This is a genomic window from Calothrix sp. 336/3 (assembly GCF_000734895.2).
Taxonomy (GTDB): Bacteria; Cyanobacteriota; Cyanobacteriia; order Cyanobacteriales; family Nostocaceae; genus 336-3.
The window spans coordinates 3,346,590-3,372,631 of the sequence record NZ_CP011382.1 but is presented as its reverse complement, the minus strand read 5'-3'; the positions used below and the strand labels follow the sequence as shown (position 1 = coordinate 3,372,631).

The 26,042-nt window shown below is 41.2% G+C and carries 25 protein-coding genes and 1 tRNA gene; 15 read left to right on the top strand and 11 right to left on the bottom strand.

Features of this window, described 5'->3' with window-relative positions:
- The first annotated feature begins 32 nt into the window (after positions 1 to 32).
- The 3 genes from sppA (at position 33) to IJ00_RS14245 (ending at position 2,112) form a co-directional block, all read left to right on the top strand.
- Positions 33 to 854: a signal peptide peptidase SppA gene (gene sppA, locus IJ00_RS14260; RefSeq protein ID WP_035154046.1), complete on the top strand. Its 822-nt coding sequence runs from the start codon at positions 33 to 35 to the stop codon at positions 852 to 854.
- A gap of 444 nt (positions 855 to 1,298) precedes the next feature.
- Positions 1,299 to 1,712 carry a chorismate mutase gene (gene aroH, locus IJ00_RS14250; RefSeq protein ID WP_035154043.1) on the top strand — a complete coding sequence of 138 codons (414 nt, stop codon included), beginning with the start codon at positions 1,299 to 1,301 and terminating at the stop codon, positions 1,710 to 1,712.
- Between the two features lie 112 nt (positions 1,713 to 1,824).
- Positions 1,825 to 2,112, top strand: coding sequence for a hypothetical protein (locus IJ00_RS14245; RefSeq protein ID WP_035154041.1), 288 nt, complete (start codon positions 1,825 to 1,827; stop codon positions 2,110 to 2,112).
- Positions 2,113 to 2,201: 89 nt separating this feature from the next.
- Here IJ00_RS14245 and crtR read toward each other — a convergent pair whose 3' ends face one another.
- On the bottom strand, positions 2,202 to 3,092 hold the full coding sequence (gene crtR / locus IJ00_RS14240) for a beta-carotene hydroxylase (protein ID WP_035154039.1): 891 nt from the start codon (positions 3,090 to 3,092) through the stop codon (positions 2,202 to 2,204).
- A 304-nt stretch (positions 3,093 to 3,396) separates the two neighbouring features.
- On the opposite strand from crtR, the gene IJ00_RS29065 reads away from it, so the two are divergent.
- Together IJ00_RS29065 and pyk are read left to right on the top strand one after the other, a co-directional pair.
- On the top strand, positions 3,397 to 3,570 hold the full coding sequence (locus IJ00_RS29065; RefSeq protein WP_168163483.1) for a hypothetical protein: 174 nt from the start codon (positions 3,397 to 3,399) through the stop codon (positions 3,568 to 3,570).
- A 53-nt stretch (positions 3,571 to 3,623) separates the two neighbouring features.
- Entirely contained in the window at positions 3,624 to 5,393 is a 1,770-nt protein-coding gene (pyk, locus tag IJ00_RS14235) for a pyruvate kinase (RefSeq protein WP_035154037.1), read from the top strand.
- A gap of 71 nt (positions 5,394 to 5,464) precedes the next feature.
- Here the strand turns inward: pyk and IJ00_RS14230 are convergent, their stop codons facing one another.
- The 5 genes from IJ00_RS14230 to rfbC all read right to left on the bottom strand — a co-directional run bounded on the left by IJ00_RS14230 (position 5,465) and on the right by rfbC (position 10,197).
- Complete coding sequence (locus IJ00_RS14230; RefSeq protein WP_035159061.1) at positions 5,465 to 6,544, bottom strand: glycosyltransferase family 1 protein; 1,080 nt, start codon at positions 6,542 to 6,544, stop codon at positions 5,465 to 5,467.
- 112 nt (positions 6,545 to 6,656) lie between these two features.
- On the bottom strand, positions 6,657 to 7,523 hold the full coding sequence (locus tag IJ00_RS14225; RefSeq protein WP_035154035.1) for a glycosyltransferase family 2 protein: 867 nt from the start codon (positions 7,521 to 7,523) through the stop codon (positions 6,657 to 6,659).
- Between the two features lie 42 nt (positions 7,524 to 7,565).
- Positions 7,566 to 8,645 carry a glucose-1-phosphate thymidylyltransferase gene (locus IJ00_RS14220; protein ID WP_035154033.1) on the bottom strand — a complete coding sequence of 360 codons (1,080 nt, stop codon included), beginning with the start codon at positions 8,643 to 8,645 and terminating at the stop codon, positions 7,566 to 7,568.
- Positions 8,646 to 8,667: 22 nt separating this feature from the next.
- A complete protein-coding gene (gene rfbD / locus IJ00_RS14215) occupies positions 8,668 to 9,543 on the bottom strand; it encodes a dTDP-4-dehydrorhamnose reductase (protein ID WP_035154031.1) in 876 nt (291 codons plus the stop codon).
- Between the two features lie 108 nt (positions 9,544 to 9,651).
- Positions 9,652 to 10,197, bottom strand: coding sequence for a dTDP-4-dehydrorhamnose 3,5-epimerase (gene rfbC / locus IJ00_RS14210; RefSeq protein ID WP_035154029.1), 546 nt, complete (start codon positions 10,195 to 10,197; stop codon positions 9,652 to 9,654).
- Positions 10,198 to 10,341: 144 nt separating this feature from the next.
- On the opposite strand from rfbC, the gene IJ00_RS14205 reads away from it, so the two are divergent.
- Positions 10,342 to 11,766, top strand: a complete 1,425-nt coding sequence (locus IJ00_RS14205; protein ID WP_035154027.1) for an anthranilate synthase component I — start codon at positions 10,342 to 10,344, stop codon at positions 11,764 to 11,766.
- Between the two features lie 960 nt (positions 11,767 to 12,726).
- Here the strand turns inward: IJ00_RS14205 and IJ00_RS14200 are convergent.
- Positions 12,727 to 13,047: a hypothetical protein gene (locus tag IJ00_RS14200; RefSeq protein ID WP_035154025.1), complete on the bottom strand. Its 321-nt coding sequence runs from the start codon at positions 13,045 to 13,047 to the stop codon at positions 12,727 to 12,729.
- A 34-nt stretch (positions 13,048 to 13,081) separates the two neighbouring features.
- On the opposite strand from IJ00_RS14200, the gene pipX reads away from it, so the two are divergent.
- The 9 genes from pipX (at position 13,082) to IJ00_RS14155 (ending at position 22,153) form a co-directional block, all read left to right on the top strand.
- Positions 13,082 to 13,360 (top strand): transcriptional coactivator PipX, encoded by a 279-nt coding sequence (gene pipX / locus IJ00_RS14195; RefSeq protein WP_035154024.1) that lies wholly within the window; start codon positions 13,082 to 13,084, stop codon positions 13,358 to 13,360.
- On the top strand, positions 13,357 to 14,061 hold the full coding sequence (locus tag IJ00_RS14190; protein ID WP_046814818.1) for a YggS family pyridoxal phosphate-dependent enzyme: 705 nt from the start codon (positions 13,357 to 13,359) through the stop codon (positions 14,059 to 14,061). The genes pipX and IJ00_RS14190 overlap by 4 nt, the downstream gene beginning before the upstream one ends.
- A 491-nt stretch (positions 14,062 to 14,552) precedes the next feature.
- On the top strand, positions 14,553 to 15,140 hold the full coding sequence (locus tag IJ00_RS14185) for a cell division protein SepF (RefSeq protein WP_035154022.1): 588 nt from the start codon (positions 14,553 to 14,555) through the stop codon (positions 15,138 to 15,140).
- An 84-nt stretch (positions 15,141 to 15,224) separates the two neighbouring features.
- A complete protein-coding gene (gene proC / locus IJ00_RS14180) occupies positions 15,225 to 16,040 on the top strand; it encodes a pyrroline-5-carboxylate reductase (RefSeq protein ID WP_035159059.1) in 816 nt (271 codons plus the stop codon).
- Positions 16,041 to 16,225: 185 nt separating this feature from the next.
- A complete protein-coding gene (locus IJ00_RS14175) occupies positions 16,226 to 18,910 on the top strand; it encodes an RNA helicase (RefSeq protein ID WP_035154020.1) in 2,685 nt (894 codons plus the stop codon).
- A 442-nt stretch (positions 18,911 to 19,352) separates the two neighbouring features.
- Positions 19,353 to 19,712, top strand: a complete 360-nt coding sequence (locus IJ00_RS14170) for a hypothetical protein (RefSeq protein ID WP_035154018.1) — start codon at positions 19,353 to 19,355, stop codon at positions 19,710 to 19,712.
- Positions 19,713 to 19,924: 212 nt separating this feature from the next.
- The gene (locus tag IJ00_RS14165; RefSeq protein ID WP_035154016.1) at positions 19,925 to 20,689 is read left to right on the top strand and encodes a ChaB family protein; all 765 of its coding nucleotides are present in this window, start codon (positions 19,925 to 19,927) and stop codon (positions 20,687 to 20,689) included.
- A gap of 639 nt (positions 20,690 to 21,328) precedes the next feature.
- Complete coding sequence (locus tag IJ00_RS14160; protein WP_035154014.1) at positions 21,329 to 21,511, top strand: CsbD family protein; 183 nt, start codon at positions 21,329 to 21,331, stop codon at positions 21,509 to 21,511.
- Between the two features lie 294 nt (positions 21,512 to 21,805).
- Complete coding sequence (locus IJ00_RS14155) at positions 21,806 to 22,153, top strand: hypothetical protein (RefSeq protein ID WP_035154012.1); 348 nt, start codon at positions 21,806 to 21,808, stop codon at positions 22,151 to 22,153.
- 152 nt (positions 22,154 to 22,305) lie between these two features.
- Here the strand turns inward: IJ00_RS14155 and IJ00_RS14150 are convergent, their stop codons facing one another.
- The 4 genes from IJ00_RS14150 to IJ00_RS14135 all read right to left on the bottom strand — a co-directional run bounded on the left by IJ00_RS14150 (position 22,306) and on the right by IJ00_RS14135 (position 25,963).
- Positions 22,306 to 23,112: a VWA domain-containing protein gene (locus IJ00_RS14150; RefSeq protein ID WP_035159058.1), complete on the bottom strand. Its 807-nt coding sequence runs from the start codon at positions 23,110 to 23,112 to the stop codon at positions 22,306 to 22,308.
- Positions 23,113 to 23,193: 81 nt separating this feature from the next.
- A complete protein-coding gene (locus IJ00_RS14145; RefSeq protein ID WP_035154010.1) occupies positions 23,194 to 24,642 on the bottom strand; it encodes a VWA domain-containing protein in 1,449 nt (482 codons plus the stop codon).
- Positions 24,643 to 24,978: 336 nt separating this feature from the next.
- Positions 24,979 to 25,719 (bottom strand): hypothetical protein, encoded by a 741-nt coding sequence (locus IJ00_RS14140; protein WP_035154008.1) that lies wholly within the window; start codon positions 25,717 to 25,719, stop codon positions 24,979 to 24,981.
- 173 nt (positions 25,720 to 25,892) lie between these two features.
- Positions 25,893 to 25,963: transfer RNA gene (locus tag IJ00_RS14135), tRNA-Leu, on the bottom strand.
- Positions 25,964 to 26,042: the final 79 nt, after the last annotated feature.

Below are 26,042 nucleotides of genomic sequence, written 5' to 3'. Positions count from 1 at the left end.
AAGAGATGATAGCGAATTATACTTGACTGCTCATGGTTTGGCCCTTTAAGCCCAATTTTCGTAAACAACTAGCCCGGATTGAAGTCACTGGTGCGATCGCCAGTGCTACTCGCAAACGAGTTTTAGAATCCCTCAAAACAGTAGAAGAGAAAAAATTCCCTGCCCTGTTACTCCGCATTGATAGTCCCGGAGGTACAGTGGGGGACTCCCAAGAAATTTACAGCGCTCTCAAGCGACTAGGAGAAAAAATCAAAATTGTTGCCAGTTTTGGCAATATTTCAGCCTCTGGCGGTGTCTACATCGGTATGGGAGCCCAACATATAATGGCGAATCCCGGCACGATTACAGGAAGTATCGGTGTAATTCTACGAGGCAATAATTTAGAAAGACTTTTAGCCAAAATTGGTGTGTCTTTCAAAGTAATTAAATCTGGTCCCTACAAAGATATTTTGGCATTTGATCGAGAACTCACCGAACCAGAACAACATATTCTGCAACAACTTATCGACACTAGTTATAGCCAATTTGTCCAAACCGTTGCCGAAGGTAGGAACTTGACACCAGAGACAGTGAAAACTTTTGCCGATGGGCGAATTTTTACGGGTCAGCAGGCTTTAGAATTAGGAGTTGTAGACCGCTTAGGAACCGAGGAAGATGCCCGTCGCTGGGCTTGTGAGTTGGTTGGTTTAGATCCAGAAAAAACACCCGTTTATACCCTGGAAGAACCAAAACCTCTTCTGAGTCGTCTGGTTCCAGGGAATAGTCAAGTCAAATCCCCCATCCTATCGGGAATTGATTGGTTAGACTTTGAAATCTCCACCAGTGGTCTACCTCTGTGGTTATATAGACCATAGAAGAATATATATTCACAGTCACAAGCTCAGGGTCAACCCTGGCAGTTTGAGATTTGGGATTTGGATTAAAATAACCCTAATCCACCATCACAAATAACAATATCAAATCTCTGTGGAAATACAGTGAAACTGGTCACTTTTAATGCATTTTCTAACGTAATTAATCGGAGGAGTTGCGAAAGCATATTTAGTTTGCTTTCTCAATATTAGACTTCTTGCATAAGTGGAGGAAAGGAAATTTATCCATTAGCACCATACCTCTGACAGCTAAGTATTATTTTCCCTTCCATAACAATCAAAAATCTATTTTTGCAAGAAGTCTATTTGATGAAAACTTAGGAGGTGCAAATGATGTCAAAAAGTGTCCAGGGGAAATGTTATTTTGGGAAAATCCAAAATCTCAAATTCCAAATTGATGGAGCATGAAATCAGGAGGATTTCTTAGTGGAATGGCGTATGCGGGCAATTCGTGGTGCAACAACTGTAAATGAAAATACGGTTGAAGCAATGAAAGAAGCAGTAACAGAGTTGCTAGATGAAATGGAGCAACGCAACCAACTGCATCCAACAGATATGATTAGCGTCACTTTTTCAATTACTAGGGATTTAAATGCGATTTTTCCGGCGGCGATCGCCCGTCAACGTCCCTACTGGGATACTGTTGCCATGCTAGATGTGCAGCAAATGTACGTTCAAGGTAGTCTGGAGCGTTGTATTCGCTTTCTCATTCATGCCTACCTTCCCGTATCTGCCCCAGTTCATCACATCTACCTACGTCATGCCGCCAATCTCCGACCAGACTGGGGTTTTGCCGAACCGCTACAATCATCACAGTCAGCTATAGAATCAAAAGTATAAAATACGTAATTATTATCCTTGATGGGTGCTGAGTAAAGAGTAAACAGGTAAACGAAGTATGACACTACTCAGTACTCAACACAGTTCTTTGAGTAAAAATGATTAAGATAATATGAAGCTCAACGGTAGTGACGCAACAAACCAACCTGCCGCCATTGACAGCAAAATTTCCCCCCATCGCGGCAGTGGCATCCTTGTTACCTGTGAGGATTTTTTGCAAATTCTCAACAAAACCACAGAACCCCTAGTAATTTTTACCAGTGAAGGTTTTTTCACCAAAATCTATAAATACATCACTGCCTACAAGGGTTTTATATTTTTCACAGAAACCTTGAGTAAGTTAGATTTGGGCAGTCATGTGGAAGTCATTCATGCCCTGAGTTTATCTACAGATATTTAGGAATTGGGTAATGGGTAATGGGTGATGGGTAAGAGTTAACAAACAACTTTCCCCTTCCCCCTCCTTTCCCTTCCCCAGAAGGCAATTGCCTATTCTCCCTTGTGATGAAAGCGAATTCCTAAAAAGATATCGTAGAGGAATCCGAAAAAGTCCTTTTTCTGCAATAAACCTAAAGATTGATAACAACCTTTTTCGTCTAGTAAGGGTTTCATCTGATAGTATGCAGGTTGGTATTTATACCAAGGAATAGAGGGCCAAAGATGATGTACTAGATGGTAGTTTTGTCCCAAAATCAGAATATTGAGAATGGGGCTAGCATAGACGCGGGCATTTTTCCAGCGATCGCGCTCCTTAAAAGGACGATGGGGTAAGTAATCGAAAAAGAGCCCCAAAGTAATACCAACCACCAAGGAAGGTACAAACCAGAAGTTTAAGATATACCCTAAAAAGTCGTATTGTACAGAGATAAAAATAATCGCTGCCACAAACAATCGACTCAGAAACCATTCCAAAAGTTCATATTTTCGCCACAAACGCCGCTTAAAGAAAAATATCTCGTGGTAAAAAAAGCGCACAGCAATTAACCACAACGGTCCACCAGTGGAGACAAAATGGTCAGGATCGTTTTCTGGATCATTAACATTGCCATGATGCTGCAAATGCACCCTAGTAAATACAGGAAAGGCAAAAGCCAGCATTAAAGCGCTACCATGCCCCAGCATGGCGTTAATGATGCGGTTTTTATGGGCAGATTGGTGGCAAGCATCGTGAATTACCGTTCCAGAAATATGTAAGGCAAGAACATTCATGCCAAAACATACCCAGTCGGGAAACTGCCAAACCCAATAACCTAAAACCGACAAAACCACGATTCCCACAGCCCCCATGAACATCAATAGGGTAGGATTAAAACCACCGGGAGGTAGTAATAATTCCTTGGGAGGAATGGTCAGTGGCTTTGGTGCCTCCGACACGAGCATCTGTTCACTCCTTATCCATACAAAAGTGTTGCGATTTTCTGGCTTGATGATGGGCAAGTTCAAGAATGAAAAGTACGAGTAAAAGCATCCTTTTCCCCTTCTCCCTGAAACTTTTTCCTGACTCCTGTTAAGAAGTCAATTCATCCGCCTCATGCCCTACATAGCTATCCTGCGGGGCAATTGGCTCTAGGTCAAGCCCTGAAGCCAATATGAAAGACAAACTAGCAAATTCTGGGAGCTGAGAAACCCACAGGTGAAATTTTGCCCTTTCTAAAAAATCATAAATTTTTGTTGAGCAATATTTATGGCTATCTTCGCATATTGCCAGCTAAATAACGATATGATGCCAAACGAGAATAGGGCACAGGAAATTAGAAATCAAACAGTGGAACCATTTGATGTAGACTATTCTTCTCTACCCTCTGGTCTTGACCTCCTCTGTTGTCTGGGATTAAGTGCTTTCGCAGAACAGACATAAAATGCCCCATAGTCTACCATGATTCCCGGAGTAGCTCCCTAGATTCAGCCCCTATGCAATTACGAGATTCTATCCGTCGGACAAAAATTGTCGCCACCATCGGTCCTGCAACCAGCAGCCCAGAAATGCTTAAGGCTATTATCGAAGCTGGTGCCACAACCCTGCGGCTTAATTTTTCCCACGGTTCCCATGCTGACCATCAGCGTAATATCAGATTAATACGGCAAACAGCCTTTGAATTGAACCAACCAGTCGCAATATTGCAGGATTTACAAGGTCCCAAGATTCGCCTAGGGAAATTCGAGAACGGGTCAATTGTTGTTTCCAAGGGCGATCGCTTCACCTTAACTAACCGCCCTGTGGTGGGAACCCAAGATATCAGCTGCGTCACCTACGATTACCTGGCAGAAGAAGTACCTACGGGCGCAAGAATTCTTCTAGATGACGGCAAGGTAGAAATGGTTGTTGAGGAAATCAACCGCGACAAAGGCGATTTACATTGTCGTGTCACCGTTGGTGGTCCCCTCTCCAACAGTAAGGGTGTAAATTTCCCTGGGGTTTATCTGTCTATCAAAGCCATGACTGACAAAGACCGGGAGGACTTAGTATTCGGTCTCGATCAAGGCGTAGATTGGGTGGCTCTCTCCTTTGTGCGTAACCCCCAAGACATTATCGAAATTAAAGAATTAATTTCCAATGCTGGCAAGCAAGTCCCAGTCATCGCCAAAATTGAAAAGCACGAAGCCATTGAACAAATGGAAGCTGTTTTAGCGCTGTGTGATGGCGTGATGGTCGCGAGGGGAGACCTAGGGGTAGAATTACCTGCCGAGGATGTACCCGTACTGCAAAAACGCCTGATTGCCACCGCAAACCGTCTGGGAATTCCCATTATCACTGCTACCCAGATGTTAGATAGTATGGTAGGCAACCCCCGTCCCACCAGAGCCGAAGTCTCTGACGTTGCGAATGCGATTCTCGACGGAACAGACGCAGTAATGCTTTCCAATGAGACTGCCGTCGGTAAATACCCTGTGGAAGCAGTCGCAACCATGGCGCGGATTGCTGAACGTATGGAGCAGGAATTAGCCCAAAATAATAATGCTCTCCAGGCACAGGATATCCGCCGTTCCATTCCTAATTCCATTAGCCAAGCTGTGGGACAAATTTCCGAACAGTTGGGAGCAGCCGCCATTATGTCTCTGACTCAAACCGGAGCCACTGCACGCAACGTTTCTAAATTCCGCCCCAATACCCCGATTTTGGCTGTGACACCCCATGTGAATGTCGCTCGACAATTACAACTAGTTTGGGGCGTAAAACCTTTATTGGTGATGGGTTTACCCTCCACTGACCAGACATTCCAAGCAGCGATTAATGTCGCTTTAGAAAATAACCTCGTAGCCGAGGGAGATTTAATTGTGATGACTGCCGGCACCCTGCAAGGTGTGTCTGGTTCTACAGATTTAATTAAAGTTGAAGTGGTAACAACGGTTCTTGGACAAGGAACCGGATTAGGACAGGGTTGTTCTGTTAGTGGTCGTGCCAGAGTTGCCCATACTGGTATGGATGTAAGTAATTTTAATCACGGAGATATTCTAGTGACATCTCGCACAAGTGCTGATTTTGTGGATGCGATTCGCAAGGCAGCCGGGATTATTACTGAGGAAGAAAGTTTAACGAGTCATGCAGCAGTGATTGGCTTACGTCTCGGTGTTCCTGTAATTGTCGGTGTGAAGGAAGCGACAAAAGTTATCCGGGATGGAGCCATTTTAACTATGGATGTACAACGGGGTTTGGTCTACTCTGGGGCTGTGGGAGGGTAAATTGGGTAATGGGGAATGGTTGACTGTTGTCAGAAAGATACTTTATACCTTTCCCCTTGCCCCTACAATCCCTAAAGATATTTTTGCAATATTTCTGCCGTTGCTTGTCCAGTTTTCTGCCAACTGAATTTTTTCACCTGGTGACTACCTGCTGTAATCAGGCGATCGCGCTCCTGGTTATTAGTGGCAATTGTATACATAGCCTCTGTAATTTCACTGATATTATAGGGGTTAATCAAAATTGCTGCGTCTCCAGCAACCTCTGGTAGAGAAGATAAGTTGGAAGTGATTACAGGTGTACCACAAGCCATTGCTTCCAGAACAGGAAAGCCAAAACCCTCCCAGAGACTAGGAAATACCATGGCGATCGCTCCCGCAATAATTTGTGGCAATTCCTGGTAGGGGACATAATCTAAAAATTTGACCTGACTAGTCAATCCCAATTCTTGAATATGTTTTGTTAATAGAGGCGTATATTTGTTATCTTTAGGTCCAGCAAACCACAATTCATAATTCTGACAGTTGGACAAAGCTGCAAAAGCACTGACTAATCGGTGTAAGTTTTTATAGGGATTGTGTCTTCCTAAGTAAAGAAAATAAGGCTTTTCTTTTCTTCCTTTGTCAGCAAAATGACGAAAATTGTCCTTATCATATCCTAGAAGAATTGGTGTAATTTTATCAGGAGATATTTGATAAAAATCAACAATATCTCTAGCCGTTGCTTGGGAATTACAAATTATATGTTCTGCTCGGCGTAAAACTGATGGTATATAGTAATGAAAATAGGGTGTTAATGGTGAAAATCGCTTCGGGAAACGTAGGGGAATTAAATCATGTACCATCACGACATGACGGAATTTATTTGACAGTGAAGCTTCTGGGATAGGTGAGAAGATTAAGCTTGATTGTAAATTATTATATATTTTTGGTAACTTGAATTCCGACCATAACAATCGCTTCAGATGTCCTTTTGTCCCTTGTGCAGGTGTCATATTACCAGGAATTTCATAACAGTTAAATCCTGGATATGTCTCAGAAGTCAATAAAGTTGGATTGAGAAATTGCAAGTAGGGAAAGAGATTACGAGAATAATTACTGATGCCAGTAGGTTTGTTGAAAATAACTGATAAGTTAATTAATAATTGGTGCATTTTATCTAAGTTAAGATTAATTATCAATACGATGATGGGAATAGAATTAATCACAAATATTTGATTGTCAATTATATTTGTAATCTGAGATTTAGGCAAAAATATTTTTTGACTAATTGTGCTGAGAAACCATATTTTGATAACTCCATTGCCAATACATCAATATTCCAGCAAATTTACCTGCTGCGATTTTTGGATTTATCACAATTAAGATGCAACTATAGATAAATAATCTCAAAAATCTCAAGTAAAAAATAGAATGATTGGCATATCTGTGTAAGGTAAAAATATAACTATAGGTACTATGTTTAATTTTGCGAAATGTATATTGATTTGTAATTGCAGAGGCTTGATGAATAACTGCAAATCGATTGGTAATTCCTACCTTATGCCCCAGTTTAATATAGCGCTGACAAAAATCAAAATCTTCATAATACAAAAAATAAGCACTATCAAAAAATGGACATTTCGAGAAATTTTTCAGGTTGAGAATCAAACTACAACCAGATATCCAATCACATTCACTATAGTCTTTATCAGAATCTTGTAAAGTCGTATGGTTAAATATATAACCTGTCTCTGGAGAGAAAACACCACCAGCAAACCACACTTTTTTCTCAGGAGTATAGATAGTCGTTCCCAGAATTGATACTTCTGAATGAGATACAAAAAAATCCGATATCTCAGTGATTTTATTATCTAGTAAATAAGCATCTGGATTGATAATCCAAACTATTGCCTGAGAATCGAGGGCATAAATATAATTTAATCCTAAATTACAAGCACGACCAAAACCAAGATTTACTTCCGAGTTAATTAAATGAATCGAATCATTCAGTAAGTCATGAATTTTTGTATCTTCTGGAGAGTTATTAACAATAATTAATTTGTAGCTTTTATTTTCTCTTTCTGGAAGGGAATTAATTAATTTGCTAATCCAATCAGCAGAATGATAATTAACTGTGAGAAAATGAATCATTGTATCAGTGGATACGGAAAACTGTGCAAGTCAGGCTGTGAATTACATTAATTCAATATGACAGTCGTCTCCGATAAGAAATCTGAAAGCTTGGGGACGATGTTCAGCAAGAGTTAATTTTGCCCTTTGCCCAATAACACTATCAATGATACGTTGACGGATTCCGGATATTTTAGCATTTTCTAAGACTACACTATGTTCAATGTCACTCTCAATTAACTCAACATGATTACCAATACTTGTATAGGGACCAATAAAGCAGTTTTCTAAATAGCAATTATCACCAATAATCACAGGACCCCGAATTGTACTATTTATTACTTGGGAGTGAGAACCAATTTGCACTCTTCCAGCAATTTGACTATTTTGATAAACTTGTTGGGAATTCGGAGAGCTAACTAAATATGTATCTAGAATTAATCTATTTGCTTCTAATAAATCATCTTTTTTGCCTGTATCCAACCACCAACCTTCTAACTGACAAGCGGTGACTTGCTGCTGTTGGTTAATTAAATATTGAATAGCATCGGTGATTTCTAACTCCCCCCTAGCAGAGGGTTGAATGTTGGCGATCGCGGTGTGAATTACCGGAGAGAAAAAATAAACTCCTACCAACGCTAAATTAGATGGGGGAATAACTGGCTTTTCAATTAATTCTAAAACCCGTCCTGTTTCATCTACCCTAGCAACACCAAATGCACTGGGATTTTCCACCGTACGTAATAAAATTAAAGCATCCTGCTCTTGGGCAGAAAATTTCCGGAGAAAGTAACTTAAATCACCTTGTTGAATCAGGTTGTCACCGAGATACATAACAAAGGGAGATTCACCAAGAAAAGGAAGTGCTACTTTGACTGCATGGGCAAGTCCTGCGGGAGTATGTTGGAGAATATAGGTGATATTGGCTCCAAAGCGATCGCCATTACCTGTTTTTGCCTGAACTTCTTCCCCTGTTTCTGGATTGATAACAATCCCAATATCAGTAATTCCGGCAGCTACCATTTCCTCAATTCCATACCATAGAATTGGTTTGTTAGCAACAGGTACAAGCTGTTTTGCTCCTGTATAAGTAAGAGGACGCAGACGAGTACCTTTACCACCTGAGAGAATTAATGCTTTCATCAAGTTGTATCCTAGGGCAAAATTAAAGTAGGAATTCTTTTAACATTTTTCTCAATGATTGTCGCCAGTGGGGAGGGTATGAGCCAAGGAGTTTTTTAAGTTTCCCACTTGCTAAAACTGAGTAGGCTGGACGACGTGCAGGAGTCGGGTATTCTGAGGTTGTAATGGGGAAAACCCGCTCAACCTTCAGAGGTAAGCCTAAATTTTCTGCTTCTTCAAAAATTGCCATAGCAAAATCATACCAACTGGCAACACCACTATTTGTATAGTGATATATTCCAGTATTTTGTGATGTTAAATGAGGAATAGTTTTTCCGATAACTTCAGCAATATCCCTAGCCCATGTAGGGCTACCGATTTGGTCAGCAACCACAGAAATTTCTGTTTTTTCTCCTCCTAAACGTAACATTGTTTTGACAAAATTACCTTTGCCATATTTGCCATAAACCCATGCTGTTCTGAGAATTAGATAGTTATCTAAAATTGATGCAATAGACTCTTCGCCAGCTAATTTGCTTTTACCATAGACACTCAAAGGATGAGTAATATCTGTTTCCTGATAGGGAACGCTCCCTTGACCATCAAAAACATAATCTGTGGAAATATGTATTAGAAAAGCATCAATCTTCTTACTAGCTTCCGCAATTATTTCTGTGGCGATCGCGTTCACATGCATAGCCAGTTCTGGCTCGGTTTCTGCTTTGTCAACAGCAGTATAGGCAGCAGCATTCACAATAATCTCTGGTTGAGACTCTAGGATTAGTTGATGGATTCTATCTGCTTCAGTTAGGTCAATAACAGAGCGATTAAGAGGAATCACATCACCAGAGGATACTAAAGTGTTTTGTAATTCCCTACCAACTTGACCATCACTACCAAATAGAAGAATTTTTTTCATATAAAACCGAAAAGTCCCAGGTTGTAATTATTGGAAAAGAACAACAATTATGTATCAGGAGTTCACAGACAATTTACTAACTTATTTCATACAAAAAATATTCGCGGTTTAATCAAAAATCTCTGCATCTGTAAACCGTTCACCAACCTGGTCTTTAGCTGATAGAATTGGTGCTGCTGACAAATGCCAATCTATGGATAAATCTTGATCATTCCAGATAATGCAACGATTATACTCAGGAACGTAGTATTCAGTTGTTTTATATAGAACTTCGGCTGTTTCTGAAAGGACTACAAAACCGTGGGCAAAACCAGGAGGTATCCACAACTGATATTTATTTTCTGCACTCAATTCAGAACTCACCCATTTACCTAAGGTGGGAGAGCTTTTGCGAATATCTACAGCCACATCTAAAATTTTGCCAGAGCAAACACGAACTAATTTACCCTGAGGTCGATGGATTTGATAGTGTAAACCTCGAAGTACATTTCGATGGGAAAATGAATGATTATCTTGGACAAAATGAGATTTTATACCTGTTGTTTCCAGAAATTTCTGCTGATTAAAACTTTCAAACAGAAACCCACGCTCATCTGGGAATACTTTTGGCTGTAGCAAAAGCACATCAGGGATTTGAGTAGGAGTCGCAATCATTTTATTGTATTAAATATGACTTCAAGTCACCAAGTAAAGGTAGTCGATGTCAGGAAAGTAAAAAGATTTCCCACATAATTACAGTATTCATAATCCAATCACTAAATTTTGGATAGCTAGTAAATTATTTTGTCACCAAAAACTATGATTCAGCCTTGGGAATGGCGATCGCTCCCCCTCCACCACCGCACAGCTTCGGAAATTTTTGCTAGCTTATTTCTCCACAATCCAGATAGCAAGGGGATTGCAACGCTTCTGGAAAGTCCAGAATCCCCAGAAAATCCCCAATTGGCGCGTTATTCCCTCTGCGCAGGTTCACCACGTATCATCAATGGGATTGCCCAAATGTGGACACCATCCCCAGGAACAGTTTTACCGTTTCTAGAAAACCTCCTCCAGCAAACTACACCCCAAGAAAATATCCCTCATCACCTTCCCTTCACCGGTGGTTGGCTGGGCTGGCTAGGTTATGATGTAGCTTGGGAAATCGAAAAACTACCCTACACAAAATCGGATACCCTACCCTTCCCCCTGGGTTTTTGGTACGAGCCAGAAAGTTTTGCCGTTTTAGATCATCACCAGCAAATTCTTTGGTTAGCTGCTAGCAACCCATCCGCATTAGATGAATTGACAAACAAGCTGCAAAACTCTCAAGCAATAACTAACACACCTCCATCTCCCTATTCCTCGACTCCCCACTTCACCTCATCCCGTCAGGAATATCAAGCAGCAGTAGAACAGGCTAAGAAATACATCCAAGCGGGAGATATATTTCAGACTAATCTTTCTCTAAGATTCTCCGTACAAACCCATACCAGTGGTTGGGAAATCTATCGTGCATTACACAAAATAAATCCTTCACCCTTTGCTTGCTATTGGCAGACACCTTGGGGTGAAGTTATTAGCTGTTCCCCAGAAAGATTAGTCCTTTTAGAAGGAAATCAAGCAGAAACTCGACCGATCGCCGGCACGCGATCGCGGGGGAAAACTCCTGAAGCAGATACCCAATTAGCAGCAGATTTATTGACTAACACCAAAGAGCGCGCTGAACATATCATGCTAGTAGACCTAGAACGAAATGATTTAGGGCGTGTTTGTCAATGGGGAAGTGTCAATGTTGATGAATTACTGACAATTGAACGCTACAGTCATGTTATGCATCTTGTCAGCAACGTCAAAGGTACTCTCAAAAGCGAACTCAGTGCTATTGATTTAATTCGCGCCATGTTTCCCGGTGGTACGATTACTGGTTGCCCCAAGGTACGCTGTATGGAAATTATCGAAGAACTCGAACCCGTCAGACGCAGCTTATTCTATGGTTCCTGTGGCTATTTAGATTGGCGGGGTAATTTGGATTTAAATATTCTTATCCGTACCTTATTACTTGTGCGGTGTGAAGAAGAAACAGAATTAGCCAATTCATCCCCTCCACCAAATACAGTCTGGGGACAAGTAGGTGCAGGAATTGTCGCAGACAGCGATCCCGAACGAGAATGGCAAGAATCTCTGCAAAAAGCTCAAGCACAAATACAAGCGATATCCCTACAGTTCAATTCCCCTAACGTTTAACTATAGCGATATGGGGTATGTCTTTCAAAGATAAACCTAATTATTGAGGGAGACTCCGCATCTATTTTGTGACAAATAATACTCTTAGTAATATTTACCGTTCCCAAAATAGGAAAAAAGAATATGAAAAATCATCAGAGAAGGGGAGAATTTTCTCCTGATATCACCTACCTAAGGGCGCAGTCTAAATTAAGCTACCAGATATTCTCCGTTGGTAGATATTCCGAGACAGGTAAACATAGGATAAATCAAGAAATCTGATGACGGGACAGGGAACTAACATAGTCTACATCGGGGTTGCCCATCGGTTTTGCACATCTCAGAGCAAAATACCTCTCCACAATGTTCATATATTTAACTGCCAGAGAGTAATTTTACTTATCCTCCACACGATGAAGTCTGGCACACAGATTATTTTCCGCAATTTTGCTAATGAATATAATTTAGTGGTCTGTTTGATGTCTTCTCCCAGTCTGCTAAATTCTTGAATCCTGCCAGAAAACAAGAATTTGTCTGCCTTGTACCACTAGTGCGACTACTGCGTTGATTCACCCCCAATCCCATCACTGGCAAACAATGGGGTAAATCACTGCAAAAAGCTCAACGTCGCTCTCTCTTCCACATCCTTTAACTTCACAAGCTCACAGTAGAAAGGAACAATTCGATGATACCCTCCCCAAAGGATGGGATTTGTACCAAGTAGATTTAGTCGTAAGTACTTTTTCTTCATTCATCACCACTACGGCTGACTCTAGCTATAGATATAGTGCTACCTAGCACTCAGCACTGAGCTTTGTCAAGGACTCAACAAGTAAAAGCCAAAAGTATGGAAACCCTTACCTCGTTGGATACTTGTCAATTTAAAATCTCAAATGGTATTTGCTCTGACATTGTGCTTTGATGACAAATACACATCACTCAGACTTCTCGCAGAAGTTACGGGAAAGGTAAATCAACGTTTTATCCTGGGAATGGATCATTCGCAACCAAATCGGCAACCCGATGACTAAACCTGTGCTTATGGGGTGAGAAAAAGGGAAAGATAAGGGGTACAGGAAAAGTAACCACAAAACAGTGGATACAATCTCCTCGTTTATCAACACGAAAAGCCAAATGTTGAAAAAGACAATGCAGTACGCAGCTTTTTCCAACTTTCAACTTTTCCACCACCGTCTTAACGGTGTCACCTTTATCCCTATAATTATCCTTTTTGCTCCACTCCAGACGTTTTGATTGACCTTTTCCTTCTCTTGCAAAAATATCAAATATATCTTTTTGCAAGAATTCTCCTATTCATACCCTCATGTATTATTAAATGAACCTAGAAAGCGCAGAAACTTACATCAATCATCCCACCTGGGGGTTGCTCTACAGAATCTGCATGGTGGATGATAGTCAAGAATTGTTCACTACACTGTATGCACAGCGACTTTTTTTCCTAGTGACAGTTGAAGCTAAAGGCATGAAATTTCAGCCCATTGGACGTACCGAAGCGAGGATGATGTTGGAAAATCGCTTGCGTGGTTTACGTCGCACAGGACAGTCTCAGGAGTACGATCAGCTGCACAGTGTTTTCCAGCGCACCTTCCAATGAGTAGTTCGATTCAGGATGGACAAAGTTCCCAGCAAAATTCCCCCATTGGCGATCGCATTGCCCAAATTTGCTCACAATTACCGACATCAGTCAGGTTAATCGCAGTTAGCAAACAAATGCCGTCTGCCTATATTCGTGCTGCTTACAATGTCGGGATTCGGAACTTTGGTGAAAGTCGTATCCAAGAAGCGGTTAACAAACAAGCTGAGTTACAAGACTTATCTGACATTACTTGGCATTTTATTGGGCATTTACAAAGCAATAAAGCCAAAAAAGCCCTGGAACATTTCCAATGGATTCATTCCGTTGATAATCTCAAGCTAGCACAACGTCTTGACCAATTAGCATCAGAGTTAGCAGTTTCCCCCCAAGTCTGTCTACAGGTGAAGATTCTCCCCGATGCCAATAAATCGGGTTGGAGTGTCACGGAACTTCTAGAGGATCTTCCCACCTTGAATCTATGCAAAAATTTACAAATTCAAGGTTTGATGACAATTCCCCCTGTGGGATTAAGGGAGTCAGAAATACTAGATGTGTTTAATCAGACATCAAAACTGGCAGAATCAATCCAGCAGCAAAATTGGTCAAATATTCAGATGCCAGAGCTTTCCATGGGGATGTCTGGGGACTACAAACTTGCCATACAAGCAGGTGCGACGATGATTCGTTTGGGAACAATTCTATTCGGCGATCGCTCTTAGCGGGCTGGAAGCCCCTCGCTCTTAGTCACAGATAGTCATCCAAAATTTCCCCATCAGCAACACATCCGGGTTTCCTACAACCCGGTTTTTCTGTCCTTTTTTTCCTTTTCCTTTCCCCTTCGCTACCTGTCACAACTGCAACTCATATTTTCTGTAGATAACGAAAATTCCCTGGCGCTAAAAAAAATTTCACTACGCTAGTTCTCTAGGTGACATCAGGATATAGTATTGACAAAAGCAAAGAAAAAATAAAATACGGGGCTAAGGCATCTTTTCATACAAATATCTATGAGATATAATGCAGTCTCATTATTCTATATAGATTAGCTGAAAGTTGTTTTAGGGCATCGACTCACTAGAGAAGATTGTTAAAAATAATACAAACAATCAAAAACTTGCTAAATTGTAAATTCTCTTAGTAGCAGTAAAAGTTGACGTTATCGATTTGATGCCATATCAATGAAGTTGATTTGCACCAGGAGCGTAAAAAAATGAACAATATCTTTTCTAGACTTAAGGATTTCGTCGGTTTAAACGAACAAGTAGAATACGAATACTACGAGGAAGAACCCGAAACCGAAAGTTATCAGAATCTCTATCAAGAGCAAAATCAGCAGCCAGCTGTTGCCGATACCTCTACCCAAAATCGGCGTTGGCGCGAATCAGTTCCAACTATGAATACTGAAGTAGCAACAGGAACAAAAACCATGAGCAATGTTATTGGTATGCCAGGAGCAATTAACGGCATCTCAGAAGTCGTAGTTTTGGAACCACGAACCTTTGAAGAAATGCCTCAAGCGATTCAAGCCCTGCGTGAGCGCAAATCCATTGTGTTAAATTTAACAATTATGGATCCAGACCAAGCGCAACGAGCAGTAGATTTTGTTGCGGGAGGTACCTATGCTCTTGACGGACATCAAGAACGTATTGGCGAAAGCATCTTTTTGTTCACACCCAGCTGTGTACAAGTTAGTACCCAAGGTGGAGTGCTTCACGAAGTACCTCAACCCCCAGTACGCACCAACCGTCCCGCGACAACACCAGCTTGGAACAACGAGCCTAATCGTATGGCACAATAATTTATTAGTTCCTAGTCAATAGTTAAAAGTCTATAGTTGATGCAGCTGTTGACTTTTAACTATACGGTAATTGACTATCGAGCAATGATTAAAAAACTTGGACTTATCGGTGGCGGGGTAATGGGCGAGGCTATATTATCCCGCCTGATTACTAGGGAAATTTATGCAGCTGGGGAAATTATTGTCAGTGAACCCCAGACAACAAGACAAAATTTTTTGACACAGAAATACGGGGTAACTACCTGTGAAGATAATCAACAGGTGTTGAGTGAGTCCACGGAAATCATTCTCTTAGCAGTTAAACCCCAGGTATTTGGGGCAATTTCCCAGGATTTATCAGAAACGGGGAATTTGAAAAATCATCCCGTGATCATTTCCATTATGGCAGGAGTTGCTCTCAAACAACTGGAATTAGCCTTTCCCCATCAACCCATAATTCGGGCAATGCCAAATACACCTGCTACCATTGGGGCAGGAATCACAGCTATGTGTGCTGGCTCCTATGCTAATCCCCAGCATATCCAACTTGCCAAGGTGTTATTACAAGCTGTGGGAGATGTGGTAGAAGTTTCTGAACACTTAATGGATGCGGTAACAGGATTATCTGGTAGTGGTCCTGCCTACGTAGCATTACTGATAGAAGCCCTAGCCGATGGGGGAGTGGCTGCGGGTTTACCCAGGGCGATCGCCAATCAATTAGCCCTACAAACTGTTTTAGGTACTGCGGAGTTACTCAAAGAAAGCAAGCTCCACCCTGCCGAACTTAAAGATAGAGTCACTAGCCCCGGCGGTACAACCATTGCAGGTATTGCCCAACTGGAGAAAGCAGGTTTCCGTTCTGCCCTCATCGAAGCAGTCAAAGCAGCCACCGCGCGATCGCAGGAATTAGGAAAGGGTTAAGGTTGATTGTGCCAAAGATGTTTTTGCGTCAACTGTCAACTCTTACTCATCACCTATTCCAATATTCCGGGAAACCGCTATAATACATCCAATACCTGTTAGGGGTTTAACTGGTTGCAGCAGTGATAGTTCTGGATTAATCCCTAATAGGGAGAGAAGAAGAAACTGGTTGTAATTGTGATTGAGTGAATTATTCTGCGCTGTCTTCCGAAGTTGACCCCAGTTCAATCTTTCCTTTTGAACTGGACAAGTTTCAGCATGATGCGATCGCCTCGTTAAATGGTGGACGCTCCGTTGTTGTTTGCGCTCCCACCGGTTCGGGTAAGACATTAATTGGTGAATACGCAATCTATCGTGCCCTATCACGGGGTAAACGAGTGTTTTATACTACCCCCCTCAAAGCACTTTCTAACCAAAAACTCCGTGATTTCCGTGAACAATTTGGCTTGGAAAATGTTGGCTTGCTAACTGGTGATGCTTCCATTCACCGAGATGCACCAATTTTAGTCATGACAACAGAAATTTTCCGCAATATGCTCTATGGCACCCCCATTGGGCAAGTTGGTACATCCTTGGTAGACGTGGAAGCCGTAGTGCTGGATGAATGCCACTACATGAACGATCGCCAACGGGGAACAGTCTGGGAAGAATCAATTATTTACTGTCCACGGGAAACCCAATTAGTTGCTCTTTCTGCTACCGTTGCCAATAGTGACCAGCTAACAGATTGGTTAAATCAAGTCCATGGACCCACAGATTTAATTTACTCAGATTTTCGCCCCGTTCCCCTAGAATTTCATTTTGGCAATGTTAAAGGGTTATTTCCCCTACTGAATACCGAGAAAACTCATATCAACCCTCGGTTGCTCAAAAGGGGTAAACGCAGAGACTCAGAAAAAGGTAAAGGCAATCGTCGAGCCGAAACTCCTGGTATTACTTATATCCTCAACAAGCTACAGGAACGTGATATGTTGCCTGCCATTTACTTTATTTTCAGCCGTCGCGGTTGTGATAAAGCTGTGGCAGAAGTTAGCGATTTGTGGCTGGTGAGTGAAGAGGAATCAAGAGAATTGCGCCGCCAAATTGATGACTTTTTAACCCGCAATCCGGAAGCGGGGCGCTCTGGACACATTGCTCCTTTATACCGAGGAATTGCCGCCCACCATGCGGGGATTTTACCTGCCTGGAAAGTATTAGTAGAAGAGCTATTCCAACAAGGATTAATTAAAGTTGTTTTTGCTACGGAAACCCTCGCCGCAGGTATCAATATGCCTGCTAGGACGACAGTAATTTCCACTATTTCTAAGCGCACAGATTCAGGGCATCGGATGCTTACCGCCTCGGAATTTCTGCAAATGGCAGGACGGGCAGGACGGCGCGGTATGGATAAAGTCGGTCATGTGGTGACGTTACAGACACCTTTTGAAGGAGCAGAACACGCCGCCGACTTAGCCAGCAAGAAAGCAGACCCCTTGGTAAGCCAGTTTACACCTAGTTATGGGATGGTACTGAATTTACTGCAAACCCATACCCTAGAAGAGGCAAAGGAATTAATCGAGCGCAGTTTTGGGCAGTATTTGTCTAATTTACATTTGCGACCAAAAGCCGAGGAAATTGCCAACTTACAAGTAGAGCTTCAAGAGTTGCAAACCCAGGTGACAGGAGTAGATGATGGCGCGATCGCTGCCTACGAGAAACTGCGACAACAGGTACGGGTAGAACAAAAGTTACTCAAAACCCTGCAAGAACAATCCCTACAATCACGCCAAGAAGAGTTGGTGATGATGTTAAGCTTTGCTGTATCAGGAACTTTACTGAGTCTCAAAGGTAAGAATATTACCGTTTCGACCCCTGTAACTGCCGTCCTGGTTGGCAAAACCCAGGGTTCTGGGCAAGCCCCCTATTTAGTATGTTTAGGGCAAGATAATCGTTGGTATGTCGCAACCACAAGCGATGTCATGGATTTATTCGCCGAATTGCCACGGATAGATGTACCCCCTGATTTACTGCCACCAGCCGAAATGCCCCTCAAACCAGGGCAGTCACGACGAGGTACACCCCAAACCGCCGCGATCGCCCAAACAATCCCCGTAGTTGAAGAACTATTACACCTAGCTCCAGAAGTCAGCGAGCAAATTCGCCGCGTCGCCAATTTACAAACCAAGCTAGAAAATCACCCCCTCCATCAAGCGGGAAATGCTGTTGCCCTATTCAAGCGCAAAGTCCGTGTCGGTGAACTAGAAACTCAAATCAAAGGATTGCAAACTCAAATAGAACAACAATCCCAGCGTTACTGGGAAGAATTTATTAATCTGATTGAGATTCTGCAATATTTTGACTGCCTAGATCAGCTGATGCCGACAAAACTAGGGCAAATAGCAGCCGCCATTCGCGGTGAAAATGAACTCTGGTTAGGTTTAGCCCTTGCCAGTGGGGAACTTGATCAAATAGATCCCCAGCATCTCGCCGCAGTTGCAGCAGCATTAGTCACCGAAAGTCCTCGCCCTGACAGTTTCGTCCGTTTTGATTTATCCACAGCAGCAGATGAAGCCTGGATGAGACTACAACAAATTCGCCGTACTCTATTGAAAGTACAGTATCGTCACGGTGTCGCCCTACCTGTCGGTTTAGAAAATCGTTACATTAATTTGATTTCCCTGGTGGAGCAGTGGGCTTTAGGGATGGAATGGGTGGAACTGTGCGAAAACACAAGTCTTGATGAAGGTGATGTGGTACGTATTCTGCGTCGCACCCTCGATTTACTCTCCCAAATACCCCATGTTCCCCACCTCTCAACCAGCTTACAACGCAACGCCTACCGAGCTATGCAGTTAATAGATAGGTTCCCGATTAATGAAGTTGTAGAATAAGTTGGGCAAAAATCGATTCCCTATTTTTCAGGTTGATTAGTGACGCTACAACCAATTGCTACCCTTCCCTCTTCCAAATTTGTGAGAGGGATATTTATTTGTAAATAGTTTCTAATTGCAAATATTGGGAATCATATACATACAATACTTTGCATCTAGACTTGTATGACTCTACCTGAGGAAAGATTATATTTGACCTATCATACTCAATAACTTCAGCCTACAGGTCGATAAGTCAATCAGCATCTTCCCGTTATAAATAATACAGATGAACGTTGAGTTAAATCTCAATGTTGATTCTTCAAGAGTCAGGAGATAAATGGATGAATTTATCTAATTTGTTTCTTCTGATGATTTTTTTGATGTCAATTTACATCGACTAATTATCAGATTCAAAGCTTTCTCTTGATGTGAATTTTCGATTATTTTAGGAGGATGTTAAATGCAAGTTTTTACTCTAGCTAAATCTGTATTGCGCCCATTGCGTGTATTTTTACTAGTTTGCGTTTGTGCCGTACTATTCTTTTCCAATATTGCTCCTGCGGCAGCCATTAATAGTTATAGAAGTAATCCCCAAGAAGCTACAGACCAATTGTTAGAAACACAACGTAAAACTGATGAAGTAGCTCGTTCGGCTCCCTTATCTCTTAAAGAAGTTCAAGAGAACTCTAATAAAGGTTTAAACGAAGTACAGGGTGATGCTGACATTAATAAAATGAAGCGCCCAGAAAATTCTCAAGGTGCTACCACTGTTCAAGATGAAGTTAGCAACTTGTTAAAGAAAGTTACTGGTAATGACTAATGAGTATTGATTAGTAATTTAACAATTGACTAATACCAATTTCAAACAAAAATATTACAGATAGCTCTGTAGAGATGGGTAAATACTAAGTCTTGAATATTTATCTGTTGTGTCGTAAATATTTTAGAAATTGGTATTAGTTTAACAAAATTTAGGCATTTTGAGAATTCATAGATTCAGATGCCTTTGATAAAGAGTTTAGGAGAATTAAAATGTCTGATTATCAAGCAGAAAGAACAGTTTCCGCAGTTTTCAAAGAACAGACTCAAGTAGAGCAAGTAATTCGCCGTTTGCTAGACAGAGGTGTGTCCCGTGAGCATATTTCGGTGATGGGCAGAAATTTTCAGTCAGAGACACGAATAGCTGGCTTTATTACTAAGAAAGATGTTATTTTGGGTGGGCTCAGAAGCGGAGCCATTTTTGGTTCCTTTTTTGGTTCTTTATTAGGTTTACTATCCGGTGTTGGGGTATTATTTATTCCCTTCGTTGGTTCAGTAGTAGCCGCAGGTCCGATTGGTGCAGTGTTATTAGGTGCTGCAAGTGGGGCGATCGCCGGTAGTGCAGGTGCTGGTTTAGCTTCCGTTCTCAGTACCTTAGGTATGCCAGAAGAGAAAGCTGCTATTTACCAAACTCGTTTAGAAGCTGGTGAGTTTTTAATCATGGCAGAAGTTCCTGGCGATCGCTCTGGCGAATACCAATTATTATTAGAAAGTGCTGGAGGTGAAGAAATTCACGTCGCTGATCAAATTTTAGACCGCGCTTGTACAGGCAACTGCAACAGTCCAGAAGACTTATCTCCCGAAGTTCGTAACCATTTATCTACAGCAGCCCAAGAAGTTTTCATCAAAAATTATAATAGTGCTTTCCAAGAAAGTAATGACGCAATGAAAGCAGAACAGAATGCTTGGGAAGCAGTACAACAGCAATTTGACGAAGATGAAAACGGTGTTTGGTCAAAGCAAAAAACTGCCGTTTAGTCAGCAATTACTAAATATACTTTGTAAGCACTGCCATAATTTATTTACAACAGTCAAATATCGGCACAGCTTAAAGCTATTTACAATCCAGGAACTTCTGCTCCTTCTCGGATAAGCTGTTTTATCATAGGGAAGAAAATAATAGTTGAGTCAAGCATCTCGATATCTTGTAAAAATCCGAGATTCTAAAATTTGCAATATACTCCCCTTGCAATGACTGTTAACGCAAAAGTATTTCTGTAGCACCGTTCCTCTATAATCAATTTTCCTTCAGGCGTGAATTATCACGTCTTTTTCTGCTTTATTCTCTTTCGTCAATATGAATGTCATACCAATTCGCAATGCTCCCTGCGGGAGAGCTAATGCTAACGCAATTAAAAAATCTAGATTTAGCAATGGTTCCGTAGATTCTATCTGTAGCCTAATTTTAGAGAATTGGTATTATGGACAGTGAGTGTAAGCAAGATATTTTAAAAGTCTGAAAAGTATATTTTTTTGATTCTTACCTTTTTTATCTCTATCTAAAGGCATTCTCTTGAAAGAGACGATATATACCCTACGAGAGGCAGTTTTCTCAAATTTTCCAGTTACTATTTAAACATCAAAGGCAGCAATAACTCACTCACAAAGGAGAAAAAAATGAGTACTGAAAATAGAGTCGAAGCAACCGCTAAAAATATTGAAGGCAAAATTCAAGAAGCTGTTGGTAACGTAACAGGTGATCCTGAAGAAAAAGCAAAAGGTAAAGCAAAACAAGCTGAAGCGAAAGTGCGTCATACTACGGAAAATATCAAGGATGAAGTCAAAAAAACTCTCGACTAGTAGTTGAAAACTACCTCAGGCTGAGAGAATCTTTCCTAGGGAATAGATAAACAGCAAAGATGGAATTAGGTGAATATATACTAATTCATCTCAGTTCTAGAATTTCCAGTGGTGGTATTGTCACTTTTCAAGGAACAGACAAGGGTAGAACAATGCATTGTACCTATGTCATTTGTTAATTATTAAGCTCTATCTGTTCCTTTATTTGAGATATTTTTCCACTGTTAGAGAGTCATCCAGACAAAATAACTTCCATACAACCAAATATAAATATTGAGTTTCGGAGAATTAATCATGAGTAATGAAGACGCAAAAAGAGTTACATACGATCGCGGAATAGTACCGGCGGAAACCTCTGCTAGAATTGCCAGAGAGGGAGAAAACTTTAAATCGTTTCCCAAGAAAGAAGGGGACGAGAGTCTGGATACCACAAGTGGTTATACTGTTGATAACGAAGGGTTAGTCAATAACTTTGCCGTAGAGCCAGAAATATATTACGAAGAACCCGGTGATTTGCAAGAGAAACAAGCAGCAGAAGCACAAGAAAGAGCAGAAGAATTAGTAGATATTAATCATAATGACGAAACTGGAAAGCTGACAGAAAAAGAAGATAAGCGCGGCAAAGGTGTAGGCATGATTTAAGTGATTTAAATCTGACGTTTAAAATCTCATATAAATTAGCATATTCAGATATTCAATCTCTTACAAGTTGGGTATCTGAATTTTAATTTACACAGTATAAAATAATTTCACAAAAAATGCATAAGTATTGACCTTATGCACAGTTCTCAATATTATAAAAATCCACGCTTACCTAACCGAGAAATAGAAGTAGCAACGGGTAATCTTGGTAAATCTAAAAGCTCGGCAGTTTCTTGAATGTCAAGGTATCCCATGTTTGCAATAGTGCTTAAAACTTGCTGATCCAATTCCAAGTTTTGAAATTCCTTGTGTAAGCAATCAATGATTTTACCGATAATATCAGTAGCATTTGTGATTGTAAATTGACCACCTGTACCCTGGGAAATTGCCTGAAATGCCTTCTGAGTATTGCTATCATTCCCCATGCATAGACTATGAACAGTGACTCTGTGATTCTCTGCCACCGCAGTAACTTTTTGTATGTCTAAGCCACTAGGGCAACCACCTTTCCAGGTATCACTATGATCATTTACAAATCCTGGAACTTGCATATCTTTCAACCATTGACCAAAACCATGGGGTGGTGCATCTCCCACTAACAGGACAAAACGACAACTGTGTAGTCTCCACTGCATTTTTGTGCAAGCATCATGAATTCCATCATACACAGCTTCCGGCGCATCACCACCACCATCCGCCCTTAACAGATTAATTGACTTTTGCATTTGCTGTAAATTATTCGTGAGCGGATAGATACGGGTAATAAAACTATGATCTTGCGGTGGATGGTCACGATATTCTACCAAACCAACTTGTAAATTAATCTGACTATCACTAGAAAGTAAATTAATTGTGTCTAAAAGTTGTTTTTGTGCAGTTTGAATAAAACCGCCCATACTACCAGTCGTATCTACAACAAAACAGATATCGACATGATTTAAATTATTATTTTTTAGCATATTAACTGCGGACAAAATCTGACATGTTAACCGCAAAATCATTGTTGATAAATCCCTCTCCCGATGGGAGAGAGACTTAAGCTACTTGTCATCTCTAATTGGTAAGGGAGTTTCGAGAATTTCCATTAACAATTCTAAGCGAGATGGACGAGATAACAAAGGAATTAAGTTAGTCAAAGAGTAGTAATCACCTTTAAAGGTAAAAGTATCTACAGAAATTTGTTGTTGCTTTAATTGGTTTTCCACATAACCAAAAGCACCACCATCTCCTACCTTCACAAGGATGACATTAGGTATTACACCCAAATCGCGCTGGTATGCTTTGTAAGCATTAACTAAGTAAGGTTGGGTATTTTCCCCTTCGTCAGTAACAATGATGAATTGTTCAACTACTTGCTTTTTCAAGCGCATAGTTTCCACCGCCACACCAACGCTTGTACCACCGTTCGGAAAGATATGCTGGAAGGATTTTTCCCAGTCAGAAAGTTCTTTTCCTTTCGCAGTTATTGGATAAGCAAGGGTATCAAAAGCATAAACATACAAATCAGCAACGGTAATCCCAGAAATCATGGCTGCAATTTGCTTACCGACTTCCAGAGCTACATCCATACTGCCAGACTTGTCTATCAACAAAGCTGTCGGTTTGGCAATTTTACCCCGCTTTTTGATTTGTTCGTTGGCGACGTTTTCCAACTTAGCGACAGTTGCGGCATCTAGTTGGGTGACATCTGCTGCGACAGTAGCTTTAAAAGCAGACACACGCCCTTGGCGATCGCTCTTAGCTGCTTCTTCCAGTTTCCCATCAATTAATTGCTTAACTTCTGGGTGTTCCATTGCTCCCCGTGTTTGCAGAGATTTCAGGTTATTGATTACCTCCGGGGGTGTCATAGAGCTAATGAGTGCTACTAGAACAGTTGGTGTTAATTGTTTCACCGCACCCACAGCAATGGTGTAGGGAATATTATGTTCGACAATTAAAGCTGCCTGCTCTGCGGGGGTTTGGGCTTTGGCAAGTTGCTTCAACATGAATGCCAAGCTATCGGCAGGAGGTGCTTCTTTAAACAGAATGGCATCTGCCCGACTATTCGGCTTGATATGCAAAGTTGCATACAGGTGCTTCATTGCCTTGCGGGCACGTACAGCAGCGCGATCAAAGAATTGCGGGTTTTTTTCCCGTGCTTCTAAGTAACGACGTACCGCCGTACGAGCAGAGCGAGGAACTTTTCCCTGTTGCTGCTTCATGAAGTCTACAATCCTTGCCACTTGGTAAGGTGGAAACTCTTGCAACATCACAAAACCTGCATCACGGTGGGGAATCACATTACTTGTGAGTAAATTTCCGAGAAATACTTCTTGGTGATCGCGGACATCACCATGACGCTGATACCATACAGCTAGGTGTCCATAGAAAATCGGGTCAAGCTCCACCATTACCTTGTGAAATTCTGCAACTTTTGCCAAGTCACGGTGGGGAGTTGTCAACAAGCTGTTAAGCAATTCTAAACGTAAATCGCGTTCTACGGTATTCATGGGTGCTATCTCCGTTGATGTGGCGCGTGGAGGAGATAGTTGTCGCTCGTGGAGTGGGATATCACCGCACAAGTTGAGGGAGCGTGGTTTTTACTGATTGGAAGTCAAGTATGTATGCTCTCTAAGTTAGGGTACGGCGACAACTATTTATATTTGTGTATATATGTGTTTGTTGGAAAGCTGGGAGGGTGAAAGGGGAAATACTCCCCCATCCCTTTTGCCTTACCGCACAAGTTACTGGAAGCATAAGCCTAGAGACGGCTCTAGACGTGAACTTGAGCTATAGTTGTTTTTAGTAAGTATGTAAGCTTCCAAGATAAGGTTGCGGTCAGGAATTTACACCCTATTCGCAATTAGTCTTTGCTTGATGGTTTTGATTTCTTTTTTATTACACTGATGTTTGCTGACAGCATACACACATCTTCCATAGACTTTCCAAGCTTGATTAGAGTTAATAGCCTGGTTTAACAAGACATCTCTGGCTATTTCAAACCTTGTATTTGGCACATCTGCAAAAGTTACGAAATACCAAATATCATTTATTTTGCGATATTCACTATACCTATCAATGATAAGTAAATCATCATTTTTAGGATTAGTATTTTTTGGCTGTCTAGCAACAGTGCAGAGAATACCTGTTTCGGGATGAACGTACAATTGATGGCGATCGCCCCAGATAGAATGGCGATATCCAAGGGGATATTCCTGTTTATCTTTGGGATAGGGAAGCCCATCAATAATGACTACATTTCTTTCTACAAATTGCCAAATATGGGAAAGAATATGTTGCCCGGATAGGGTAGTAATATCCAGGGTGGTACACAGTTGACTATAGACTAAATCCCAGGGTTGACCAACTTGAGAACGTAGCCAACGGTAGAGCGGTGATAGATGATCGGAAAAACCTTTTGTTTTGAAGCGTGTTTTAATTAAATAGGGAGATAAAAGTCCCTCATTTATTGCTATGTCTGTTAGTTTGTGGAGAGATTTTTTGTAGCCTGTTACTTTCTTGGAACTCATCCGCCAACCATGACGGGGACGTTCAATGACAATTTCTCCTAAACGATGTTCGCTCATTACTCCAATTGAATATTGAATATTTGTAAAATGAATTTGTCTGAGTTTTGCAAAAGAGGGTTTTGTAATTTAAATTTGGACATATGTTTCACCTCCAATCAGTATTTAAAATATAAGGATGATGGGTAAAAATGATTTTTAATGCCTCGCGCAAGTTGTAAAAGCTGTTGAGTCATACGTGGGAATTGAACCCACATTATCCTGAACCTAAATCAAGCGCCTTTTCCAATTTGGCTAGTATGTAAGCTTTTACCGTTAGGGCGCGAAGCAGTTATGATGGGATACTTAACTGGAATATATGGATAATTTATGGAGTTTCGCGC

Coding starts and splice junctions, on each gene's coding strand:
- sppA (WP_035154046.1), top strand. CDS start 33: ATGGTTTGGCCCTTTAAGCCCAATTTTCGTAAACAACTAGCCCGGATT.
- IJ00_RS14245 (WP_035154041.1), top strand. CDS start 1,825: ATGAAGCTCAACGGTAGTGACGCAACAAACCAACCTGCCGCCATTGAC.
- crtR (WP_035154039.1), bottom strand. CDS start 3,092: ATGCTCGTGTCGGAGGCACCAAAGCCACTGACCATTCCTCCCAAGGAA.
- IJ00_RS29065 (WP_168163483.1), top strand. CDS start 3,397: ATGGCTATCTTCGCATATTGCCAGCTAAATAACGATATGATGCCAAAC.
- pyk (WP_035154037.1), top strand. CDS start 3,624: ATGCAATTACGAGATTCTATCCGTCGGACAAAAATTGTCGCCACCATC.
- IJ00_RS14230 (WP_035159061.1), bottom strand. CDS start 6,544: ATGCACCAATTATTAATTAACTTATCAGTTATTTTCAACAAACCTACT.
- IJ00_RS14225 (WP_035154035.1), bottom strand. CDS start 7,523: ATGATTCATTTTCTCACAGTTAATTATCATTCTGCTGATTGGATTAGC.
- IJ00_RS14220 (WP_035154033.1), bottom strand. CDS start 8,645: ATGAAAGCATTAATTCTCTCAGGTGGTAAAGGTACTCGTCTGCGTCCT.
- rfbD (WP_035154031.1), bottom strand. CDS start 9,543: ATGAAAAAAATTCTTCTATTTGGTAGTGATGGTCAAGTTGGTAGGGAA.
- rfbC (WP_035154029.1), bottom strand. CDS start 10,197: ATGATTGCGACTCCTACTCAAATCCCTGATGTGCTTTTGCTACAGCCA.
- IJ00_RS14205 (WP_035154027.1), top strand. CDS start 10,342: ATGATTCAGCCTTGGGAATGGCGATCGCTCCCCCTCCACCACCGCACA.
- pipX (WP_035154024.1), top strand. CDS start 13,082: ATGAACCTAGAAAGCGCAGAAACTTACATCAATCATCCCACCTGGGGG.
- IJ00_RS14190 (WP_046814818.1), top strand. CDS start 13,357: ATGAGTAGTTCGATTCAGGATGGACAAAGTTCCCAGCAAAATTCCCCC.
- IJ00_RS14185 (WP_035154022.1), top strand. CDS start 14,553: ATGAACAATATCTTTTCTAGACTTAAGGATTTCGTCGGTTTAAACGAA.
- proC (WP_035159059.1), top strand. CDS start 15,225: ATGATTAAAAAACTTGGACTTATCGGTGGCGGGGTAATGGGCGAGGCT.
- IJ00_RS14170 (WP_035154018.1), top strand. CDS start 19,353: ATGCAAGTTTTTACTCTAGCTAAATCTGTATTGCGCCCATTGCGTGTA.
- IJ00_RS14165 (WP_035154016.1), top strand. CDS start 19,925: ATGTCTGATTATCAAGCAGAAAGAACAGTTTCCGCAGTTTTCAAAGAA.
- IJ00_RS14160 (WP_035154014.1), top strand. CDS start 21,329: ATGAGTACTGAAAATAGAGTCGAAGCAACCGCTAAAAATATTGAAGGC.
- IJ00_RS14155 (WP_035154012.1), top strand. CDS start 21,806: ATGAGTAATGAAGACGCAAAAAGAGTTACATACGATCGCGGAATAGTA.
- IJ00_RS14150 (WP_035159058.1), bottom strand. CDS start 23,112: ATGCTAAAAAATAATAATTTAAATCATGTCGATATCTGTTTTGTTGTA.
- IJ00_RS14145 (WP_035154010.1), bottom strand. CDS start 24,642: ATGAATACCGTAGAACGCGATTTACGTTTAGAATTGCTTAACAGCTTG.
- IJ00_RS14140 (WP_035154008.1), bottom strand. CDS start 25,719: ATGAGCGAACATCGTTTAGGAGAAATTGTCATTGAACGTCCCCGTCAT.